The 8,151-nt window shown below is 69.9% G+C and carries 6 protein-coding genes; 1 reads left to right on the top strand and 5 read right to left on the bottom strand.

The window, feature by feature from the left end; translation table 11 throughout:
- Positions 1-90 precede the first annotated feature (90 nt).
- The 5 genes from carB to pyrR all read right to left on the bottom strand — a co-directional run bounded on the left by carB (position 91) and on the right by pyrR (position 7,449).
- Positions 91-3,330 carry a carbamoyl-phosphate synthase large subunit gene (gene carB / locus AB1578_19710; GenBank protein MEW6490120.1) on the bottom strand — a complete coding sequence of 1,080 codons (3,240 nt, stop codon included), beginning with the start codon at positions 3,328-3,330 and terminating at the stop codon, positions 91-93.
- A 150-nt stretch (positions 3,331-3,480) separates the two neighbouring features.
- Complete coding sequence (gene carA, locus AB1578_19705; protein MEW6490119.1) at positions 3,481-4,617, bottom strand: glutamine-hydrolyzing carbamoyl-phosphate synthase small subunit; 1,137 nt, start codon at positions 4,615-4,617, stop codon at positions 3,481-3,483.
- Entirely contained in the window at positions 4,614-5,936 is a 1,323-nt protein-coding gene (locus AB1578_19700; GenBank protein ID MEW6490118.1) for a dihydroorotase, read from the bottom strand. Before AB1578_19700 ends, carA begins: the two co-directional genes overlap by 4 nt.
- Entirely contained in the window at positions 5,924-6,871 is a 948-nt protein-coding gene (locus tag AB1578_19695; GenBank protein MEW6490117.1) for an aspartate carbamoyltransferase catalytic subunit, read from the bottom strand. Before AB1578_19695 ends, AB1578_19700 begins: the two co-directional genes overlap by 13 nt.
- The gene (gene pyrR, locus AB1578_19690) at positions 6,871-7,449 is read right to left on the bottom strand and encodes a bifunctional pyr operon transcriptional regulator/uracil phosphoribosyltransferase PyrR (GenBank protein MEW6490116.1); all 579 of its coding nucleotides are present in this window, start codon (positions 7,447-7,449) and stop codon (positions 6,871-6,873) included. Before pyrR ends, AB1578_19695 begins: the two co-directional genes overlap by 1 nt.
- A 239-nt stretch (positions 7,450-7,688) precedes the next feature.
- On the opposite strand from pyrR, the gene AB1578_19685 reads away from it, so the two are divergent.
- A complete protein-coding gene (locus AB1578_19685; GenBank protein MEW6490115.1) occupies positions 7,689-8,132 on the top strand; it encodes a hypothetical protein in 444 nt (147 codons plus the stop codon).
- The last annotated feature ends 19 nt before the right edge of the window (positions 8,133-8,151 follow it).

The raw sequence follows: 8,151 nt of genomic DNA, 5'->3' as shown, positions 1-8,151 counted from the left end.
CCCCCGCGCCGGCCGGCGCGCCCGCCCCCCCCCCCCGCCCCCGCCCCCCCCCCCCCCCCCCCCCCCCCCCCCCCCCCCGGGGCCGTGCCATCACCCGTAATACTCCTGCAGCGACTTCACCCCGAGCTCCGAGCGGCGCAGGCTGCGGATCGCGGAAACGGCTGCCCGGGCGCCGGCGAGCGTGGTGAAGTAGGGGATCTGGTACTCCAGGGCCGTGCGGCGGATGTGGTAGGAGTCGGCCATGGCCTTGGCCCCCTGGGTGGTGTTGATGAGGAGGTCCACCTCGCCGTTGACGATCACGTCCACCACGTTGGGGCGCCCGTCCTGCACCTTGAGGACGGTGCGCACGGGGATGCCCTCCCTCTCCAGGAACGCCGCGGTGCCCCGGGTGGCGATGAGGGAGAGCCCCTCCTCCACCAGGCGCCGGGCCACCTGGGCCACGGCGGGCTTGTCCTCGTCGCGCACCGAGACGAAGACCGTGCCCACGGTGGGCAAGCGGTTGCCGGCAGCGACCTGGCTCTTGGCGAAGGCCTTGCCGAAGTCGTCGTCGATGCCCATGACCTCGCCGGTGCTCTTCATCTCGGGGGAGAGGGTGGTGTCGACCCCGGGGAACTTCACGAAGGGGAAGACCGCCTCTTTGACGCTCACGTGGCGCGGCACCACCTCCTGGGTGAAGCCGAGCTCGTCGAGGGTCTTCCCGGCCATGACCCGGGCGGCGATCTTCGCCAGGGGAACCCCCGTGGCCTTGGACACGAAGGGCACCGTGCGGCTCGCCCGGGGGTTGACCTCGAGGACGTAGATCGTCCCGTTCTGGATCGCGAACTGGATGTTCATGAGGCCCACGACCCGGAGGCCGAGGGCCAGCGCCGCCGTCTGGCGCCGGATCTCCTCCACGAGATCCGCCCCCAGGCTGTAGGGGGGAAGGGAGCAGGCCGAGTCGCCCGAGTGGACTCCCGCCTCCTCGATGTGCTCCATCACGCCCCCGATCACCACCCGGGTGCCGTCGCAGATCGCGTCCACGTCCACCTCGATGGCGTCGTTGAGGAATCGGTCCACGAGCACCGGGTGCTCGGGGCTCGCGGCCACCGCGTCGCGCATGTAGGTCTTCAGGGCCTTCTCGTCGTACACGATCTCCATGGCCCGACCGCCGAGCACGTAGGAGGGCCGCACCACCACCGGGTACCCGATGGTCCGGGCCACGGCCTCGGCCTCCTCGGGGCTGCGGGCGATGCCGTTGTCGGGCTGCTTGAGGCCCAGCTCCCGCAGGAGCTTCTGGAAGCGTTCCCGGTCCTCGGCGAGGTCGATGGAGTCGGGAGAGGTGCCGATGATGGGCACCCCCGCGGCCTCCAGCGCCCGGGCGAGCTTCAAGGGCGTCTGTCCCCCGAACTGGACGATCACCCCCCAGGGCTTCTCCCGGTCCACGATGTTGAGCACGTGCTCCAGGGTGAGGGGCTCGAAGTAGAGCCGGTCCGAGGTGTCGTAGTCGGTGGAGACGGTCTCGGGGTTGCAGTTGACCATGATGGTCTCGAACCCGTCTTCGGCGAGCCCGAATACCCCGTGGACGCAGCAGTAGTCGAACTCGATGCCCTGGCCGATGCGGTTGGGGCCTCCCCCCAGGATCATGACCTTCTTGCGGTCCGTGGGGTCTGCCTCGCACTCCGACTCGTAGGTGGAGTAGAGGTAGGGGGTCTGGGCCGCGAACTCGGCCCCGCAGGTGTCCACCCGCTTGAAGACCGCCCGGATGCCGTCGTGCGCGCGCCACTTGCGGACCTCGGCCTCGGCCACTCCCAGGAGCTGCCCCAGACGAAGGTCGGCAAAGCCCCACTCCTTGGCCTCCCGGAGCACCTCGGCCGGGGGACGCCCCGGGCCGCCCCGGGAGCTCCGGAAGGTGCGGACCTCCTCCTCGAAGTCCACGATCTGGCGCAGGTTCTCCAGGAACCAGGGGTCGATGCCCGTGAGCCCCTGGATCTGCTCCAGGCGAAAGCCCCGCCGGTAGGCCTCGGCCAGCCAGTAGAGCCGGTCGGGGTTGGGCACCCGGAGCTTCCGGACGACCTCGTCCCGAAGCTCCTCGTCGTCCATCCCTTCCCACCGGCGCACGGGGGAGACCAGGCCGTAGCGGTCCTGCTCCATGCTGGCCACGGCCTTCTGGAGGCTCTCCTTGAAGGTGCGGCCGATGGCCATGGCCTCGCCCACGCTCTTCATCTGTACCGTGAGGGTGGTGTCGGCCTTGGGGAACTTCTCGAAGGCGAACCGGGGGATCTTGGTCACCACGTAGTCGATGGTGGGCTCGAAGCAGGCCGGGGTCTCCCGGGTGATGTCGTTGGGGATCTCGTCGAGCGTGTAGCCCACGGCGAGCTTGGCGGCGATCTTGGCGATGGGGAACCCCGTGGCCTTGGAGGCGAGCGCCGAGGAGCGGCTCACCCGGGGGTTCATCTCGATGACCACCATCCGGCCGGTCTTGGGGTCCACGGCGAACTGGATGTTGGACCCCCCGGTATCGACCCCGATCTCGCGGATCACGGCGACGGCCGCGTCCCGCATGATCTGGTACTCCTTGTCGCTCAAGGTCTGGGCGGGGGCCACGGTGATGGAGTCGCCCGTGTGCACCCCCATGGGGTCGAGGTTCTCGATGGAGCAGATGATGACGACGTTGTCCTTGCCGTCGCGCATCACCTCGAGCTCGTACTCCTTCCACCCGATGACCGACTCCTCCACCAGCATCTCGGTGACGGGGCTCTGGTCCAGCCCCCACTGGACCATGCGCTCGAACTCCTGCCGGTTGTAGGCGATGCCCCCCCCGGAACCCCCGAGGGTGAAGGAGGGCCGCAGGATCGCCGGGTAGCCGATCTCGTCCACGATCCGCAGGGCCTCGGCCACGCTGTGGGCGTACCCCGAGCGCGGCAGATCGAGCCCGATGCGCTGCATCGCCTCCTTGAACTGGGCCCGGTCCTCGGCCTTCTGGATGGCCGGGAGCTTGGCGCCGATGAGCTCGACCCCGTACTTGTCCAGGATGCCGAGCTTGGCCGCCTCCACCGCGGTGTTGAGCGCCGTCTGGCCCCCCAGGGTGGGCAGGAGCGCCTGGGGCCGCTCCCTCTCCAGGATCCGCTCCACCGACTCCACGGTCACCGGCTCCACGTAGGTGCGGTGGGCCAGCTCCGGGTCGGTCATGATGGTGGCCGGGTTCGAGTTGAGGAGCACGACCGTGTACCCCTCCTCCCGCAGGGCCTTGCAGGCCTGGCTGCCGGAGTAATCGAACTCGCAGGCCTGCCCGATGACGATGGGGCCGGCCCCGATGATGAGGATCTTCTCGATGTCGGTGCGTTTGGGCATGGATGGGCTCTTTGCTGTTGACGATGGGCTATTGGAAACGTCCTCTCACGCAAAGACGCAAAGGCGCAAAGAAGATCTGTTCCTGGTTCCGAAAACCAGACGATCCTGCCTTCCTTTGCGAGCTTTGCGGCTTTGCGTGAGGCAAGCCTCTTACCCGTTCTTTTCCATCATTTCCACGAACCGTTCGAAGAGGTGCGAGGCGTCGTGGGGGCCGGGGCTGGCTTCGGGGTGGTACTGGACGCTGAAGAGGGGGACATCCTTGTGGACGAGCCCCTCCACGGTGTGGTCGTTCAGGTTCAGGTGGGTCACCGTCACGGCGCCCTTGTGCTCGGAGCGCTGGAGGCTCTCGTGGTCCACCACGAAGTTGTGGTTCTGGCTCGTGATCTCCACCTTGCCGGTGGTCAGGTCCTTTACCGGCTGGTTGCCCCCGTGGTGGCCGAACTTGAGCTTGACCGTCGTGCCCCCAAGCGCCAGGCCGATGATCTGGTTGCCCAGGCAGATCCCGAAGATGGGCACCTTGCCCAGGAGCTTGCGCACCGCCTCGGCGGCGTAGGGCACCCCCTGGGGGTCCCCCGGGCCGTTGGAGAGGAAGACCCCCTGGGGTCCCAGGGCCAGCACCTCCTCGGCGGTGGTGTGGGCGGGCACCACGGTGACGTCGCATCCCACGGCGGTGAGGCGCCGCAGGATGTTGTACTTGACCCCGAAGTCGTAGGCCACGACTTTGTAGGCCCCCGGCCGCCGGGGCGTGCGGTAGCCCTCGCCCAGGGCCCAGTCCCCCGTCTCCCACCGGTAGGGCTTGGAGCAGGTGACCTCCTTGACCAGGTCCCGGCCCTCGATCCCGGGGGCGGCCCGGGCCTTGTCCACCAGGCGGTCCGCGTCCAGGTCCCCCGTCGAGATGACTCCGATCATGGAGCCCTGCTCCCGCAGGCGCCGGGTGAGGGCGCGGGTGTCGACCCCCTGGATGCCCACGATGCCCTGGTCGGCCAGGAACCGGTGGAGGCTCCTGGTGGCGCGCCAGTTCGACGGCGTCTCCCACGCCTCCTTGACGATGAACCCCTCCACGTGGATGCGGGAGGACTCGTAGTCCTCGTCGTTCACCCCGTAGTTGCCGATCTCGGGGTAGGTCATGGCCACCATCTGGCCCTTGTAGGAGGGGTCCGAGAGGACCTCCTGGTACCCCATCATGCTGGTGTTGAAGACCACCTCCCCGGCGGTCTCCCCCTCGGCCCCGAAGGACCAGCCGGAGTAAACCGTGCCGTCGGAGAGGGCGAGCAGGGCTTTCTTCATCGGATCTCCCCAGTGTCGAGATTCTCGGCCGCCACGCGGCCGTCCAGGTACACGGTCTTCCCCCCCACCAGGGTGCGCACGACCCGCCCCTTGAGCTTCATGCCCGTAAAGGGGCAGTTTCGGGCCTTGGAGTAGAAGCGCGCGGGGTCCACCACCTGCTCCGCCTCCAGGTCCACGAGCACCAGGTCCGCGGGCGCCCCGGGGGCGAGGGTCCCCCCCGGGAGGCCGAGCGCCCGGGCCGGGCCCCAGGTGAGCGCCGCCACCACCCGGTGGAGGGGGGCGACCCCTTCGTGCACGAGCCGCAGGGAAAGGGCCAGGCTCGTCTCCAGGCCCACGACCCCGTTGGCGGCAGCCTCGAACTCAAGCTCCTTCTCGTCGGCCGCGTGGGGGGCGTGGTCGGTGGCGATGGCGTCCACCACTCCCCGGGCCACAGCCTTCTGGACCCCCTCCACGTCGGCGATCTCCCGAAGCGGCGGGTTCATCTTGAACCGGGTGTCGAAGCCCCGCACCGCGTCGTCGGTGAGGGTGAAGTAGTGGGGGGCGGTCTCCCCGGTCACCGCGAGCCCCAGGCGCTTGCCCCACCGGAGGAACTCCACGCTCCCCCGGGTGGAGAGATGGGCCAGGTGCAGGCGCCCCCCGGTGCGCCGCAGGAGCAGGAGGTCGCGCACCACCTGCACCTCCTCGGCTTCTGCCGGCTGGGCCGGGAGGCCGAGATAGGCCGAGGTGAGCCCCTCGTTCATGCACCCCCCGGCGGCGAGCTCCAGGTCCTCGCAGTGGCTCACCACGGTCAGCCCGAAGCCCTTGGCGTACTCCAGGGCCCGGCGCATGAGGAGGCTCGAGGAGACGGGGCGGCCGTCGTCGGTCACCGCCACGCACCCGGCCTCGGCGAGCTCGCCCATCTCCGAGAGGTCCTCCCCCTTGAGCCCCTTGGAAACGGCCCCCACGGGGTAGACCCGGCACAGGCCCCCCGACCGGGCCTTCTCGAGGATGTAGCGGGTGACCTCCGCGTTGTCGTTCACGGGGTTGGTGTTGGGCATGCAGGCCACCGCCGTAAAGCCCCCCGCCGCCGCCGCCCGGGTGCCCGTGGCCACCGTCTCCTTGTACTCGTAGCCGGGCTCCCGCAGGTGCACGTGCACGTCGATGAGCCCCGGGAAGGCGTGGAGCCCCCCCGCGTCGATCACCGCCGCGGTGCCCGGGTCGAGGGAGGGCTCGATGGCCACCACCCGTCCCCCGGCCAAGGCGATGTCGCGCCGGCCGTCCACCCCCGACGCCGGGTCCACGAGATGGGCTCCCCGGATCACCAGCTCTAGGACGCCCATTCCGACCTCCCGCCCGCCAAGAGGTAGATCACCGCCATGCGCACCGCCACCCCGCTCTCCACCTGCTCCAGGATCACCGAGCGGGGACCGTCGGCCACCTCGGAGGAGATCTCCACCCCCCGGTTGATGGGCCCCGGGTGCATGACGATGGCGTCCGGGGCCGCGCCTTCCAGGACCCGGGCGTTCAGGCCGTAGAAGCGGGCGTATTCGCGCAGGCTCGGGAAGGAGGCCCTGCCCAGCCGCTCCTTCTGGATGCGCAGTGCCATTACCACGTCGGCCCCGGCCACGGCCTGTCCCAGGTCGCTCCCGGCCTCCACCCCGAGGCGCTCCACCTGGGGGGGGAGCATGGTGGGGGGGCCGCACACCCGCACCCGGGCCCCGAGCTTGGTCAGCGCGTGGATGTTCGAGCGGGCCACCCGGCTGTTGGCGATGTCTCCCAGGATGGCCACCGTGAGTCCCTCGATGCGGCCCTTGTGCTTGCGGATCGTGAAGAGATCCAGCAGCGCCTGGGTGGGGTGCTCGTGGCGGCCGTCGCCCGCGTTCACCACCGCCGCCTTTACCCGGGCGGCCACGAAGTCCGCGGCGCCCGCCGCGCAGTGGCGGATCACCAGCACGTCGGGGGCCATGGCCTCCAGGTTCTTCACCGTGTCGAGCAGCGTCTCCCCTTTGGAGACCGAGCTTCCCGAGGAGGAGAAGTTCACGGCGTCGGCCGAGAGGCGCTTCTGGGCGATCTCGAAGGAGACCCGGGTGCGGGTGGACGCCTCGAAGAAGCAGTTGACGACGGTCTTGCCCCGGAGGGTGGGCACCTTCTTCACCTCGCGCCGGGCCACCTCGGCGAAGCCCTCCGCCACGTCGAGGATGGCGACGATCTCCTCCGGGGCCAGGGGCTCCATCCCCAGAAGGTGGGGGCGGTCGAACCCCGGGCGGGCGGCCATCACGGCCCCTCCTGGGGGTCGGCGAGCAGGGCCGGTTCTACCAGGAGCACCGCGTCGTCGGCCGGGTCGCCCCCGAGGCGCACCTCCACCTCCTCGTCCCGCCCCGTGCGGATCACGTGGCCCGCGTAGTCGGGCTGGATGGGGAGCTCCCGGTGCCCCCGGTCCACGAGCACCGCGAGCTGGATGGCCCGGGGTCGGCCGAAGTCCATGAGGGCATCGAGCGCTGCCCGGGTAGTCCGGCCGGTGTAGAGCACGTCGTCCACCAGGACCACCGTGCGGTCGTCCAGGTCGAAGGGGATCTCCGTGGGCCGCAGCATGGGCCGGGCTCCGGTTCGGGCCAGGTCGTCCCGATAGAGGGTGATGTCGAGCCGCCCCACGGGCACTTCGGCCCCCTCCACAAGCCGGATCTGGTCCCGCAGTCGCGCGGCCAGGAGGTCGCCGCGGCTCACGACCCCCACCAGGGCAAGCCCCTCGGTACCCCGGTTGCGCTCCAGGATTTCGTGGGCCATGCGGGCCAGGGTCCGGCGCACGGCGGCGGCGTTGAGGAGCACGCGCCGGCTGGTGGGGTGCTGGGCCACGGTCTCACCTCAAAAAAAAGCCTTCTCTCGCGGTCGGAGAAGGCGGTCTGGCTGGCGGCGTGCGGGCGCTCATCCCTTCCTCGGTCGTCCCGGGCCTAGGAGTCGCAGAACTATAGCACCCCGGCCGCGGGGGGTCAACGTGAGCTCTGTGTTCAGAATGTGCCTTGCGGCGCGACCAAGCTAGATTTATTCTAAGCGCCATTTCCAACGCCCCGAGGGGCATCATGCGGAGGCACCCCATGAAGACTGTGCGACCCTTCCTGCTCTTTCTGCTAGCCCTCGTGCTCCTGGCCGGGCCGGCCGCGGGCGGCCCGCGAACTGAAGACGGCAGGGACGGTGTTGTCGTCGCGGCGGCAGAATGCCGGTGCGGGCCGGAGTGCAAGTGTGGGCATGGAGGCGAGTGCCGGTGCCCCATGAAGGGCGAAGGCCGCGAGTGCCGGTGCGGGCCCGAGTGCAAGTGCGATCACCAGGGCGGCTGCCAGTGCAAGATGGGAGAAGGCAAGGAGTGTAAGTGCGGCTCCGAGTGCAAGTGCGATCCTGCTGGCGGCTGCCAGTGCCCCATGAAGGGTGAGGACCGGGCGTGCAAGTGCGGCGCCGGGTGTCAGTGCGACGCCCAGGGGGGCTGCAAGTGCGGCCCTGGCGGCGGGCACAAGGGCGGCCACGGGGCCGGCCACAAGGGCTGAGCTTTTCTGTCTGCGAACC

The organism is Thermodesulfobacteriota bacterium (assembly GCA_040756475.1).
Taxonomy (GTDB): Bacteria; Desulfobacterota; Deferrisomatia; order Deferrisomatales; family JACRMM01; genus JBFLZB01.
Note: the sequence above shows the minus strand (reverse complement) of the source record. Positions and strands in the feature narration are given on the sequence as shown.

Bases quoted from the DNA above. Each gene is read 5' to 3' on its own strand.
- AB1578_19695 (MEW6490117.1), bottom strand. From the start codon at position 6,871: ATGGCCGCCCGCCCGGGGTTCGACCGCCCCCACCTTCTGGGGATGGAG.
- carB (MEW6490120.1), bottom strand. From the start codon at position 3,330: ATGCCCAAACGCACCGACATCGAGAAGATCCTCATCATCGGGGCCGGC.
- carA (MEW6490119.1), bottom strand. From the start codon at position 4,617: ATGAAGAAAGCCCTGCTCGCCCTCTCCGACGGCACGGTTTACTCCGGC.
- AB1578_19685 (MEW6490115.1), top strand. From the start codon at position 7,689: ATGAAGACTGTGCGACCCTTCCTGCTCTTTCTGCTAGCCCTCGTGCTC.
- AB1578_19700 (MEW6490118.1), bottom strand. From the start codon at position 5,936: ATGGGCGTCCTAGAGCTGGTGATCCGGGGAGCCCATCTCGTGGACCCG.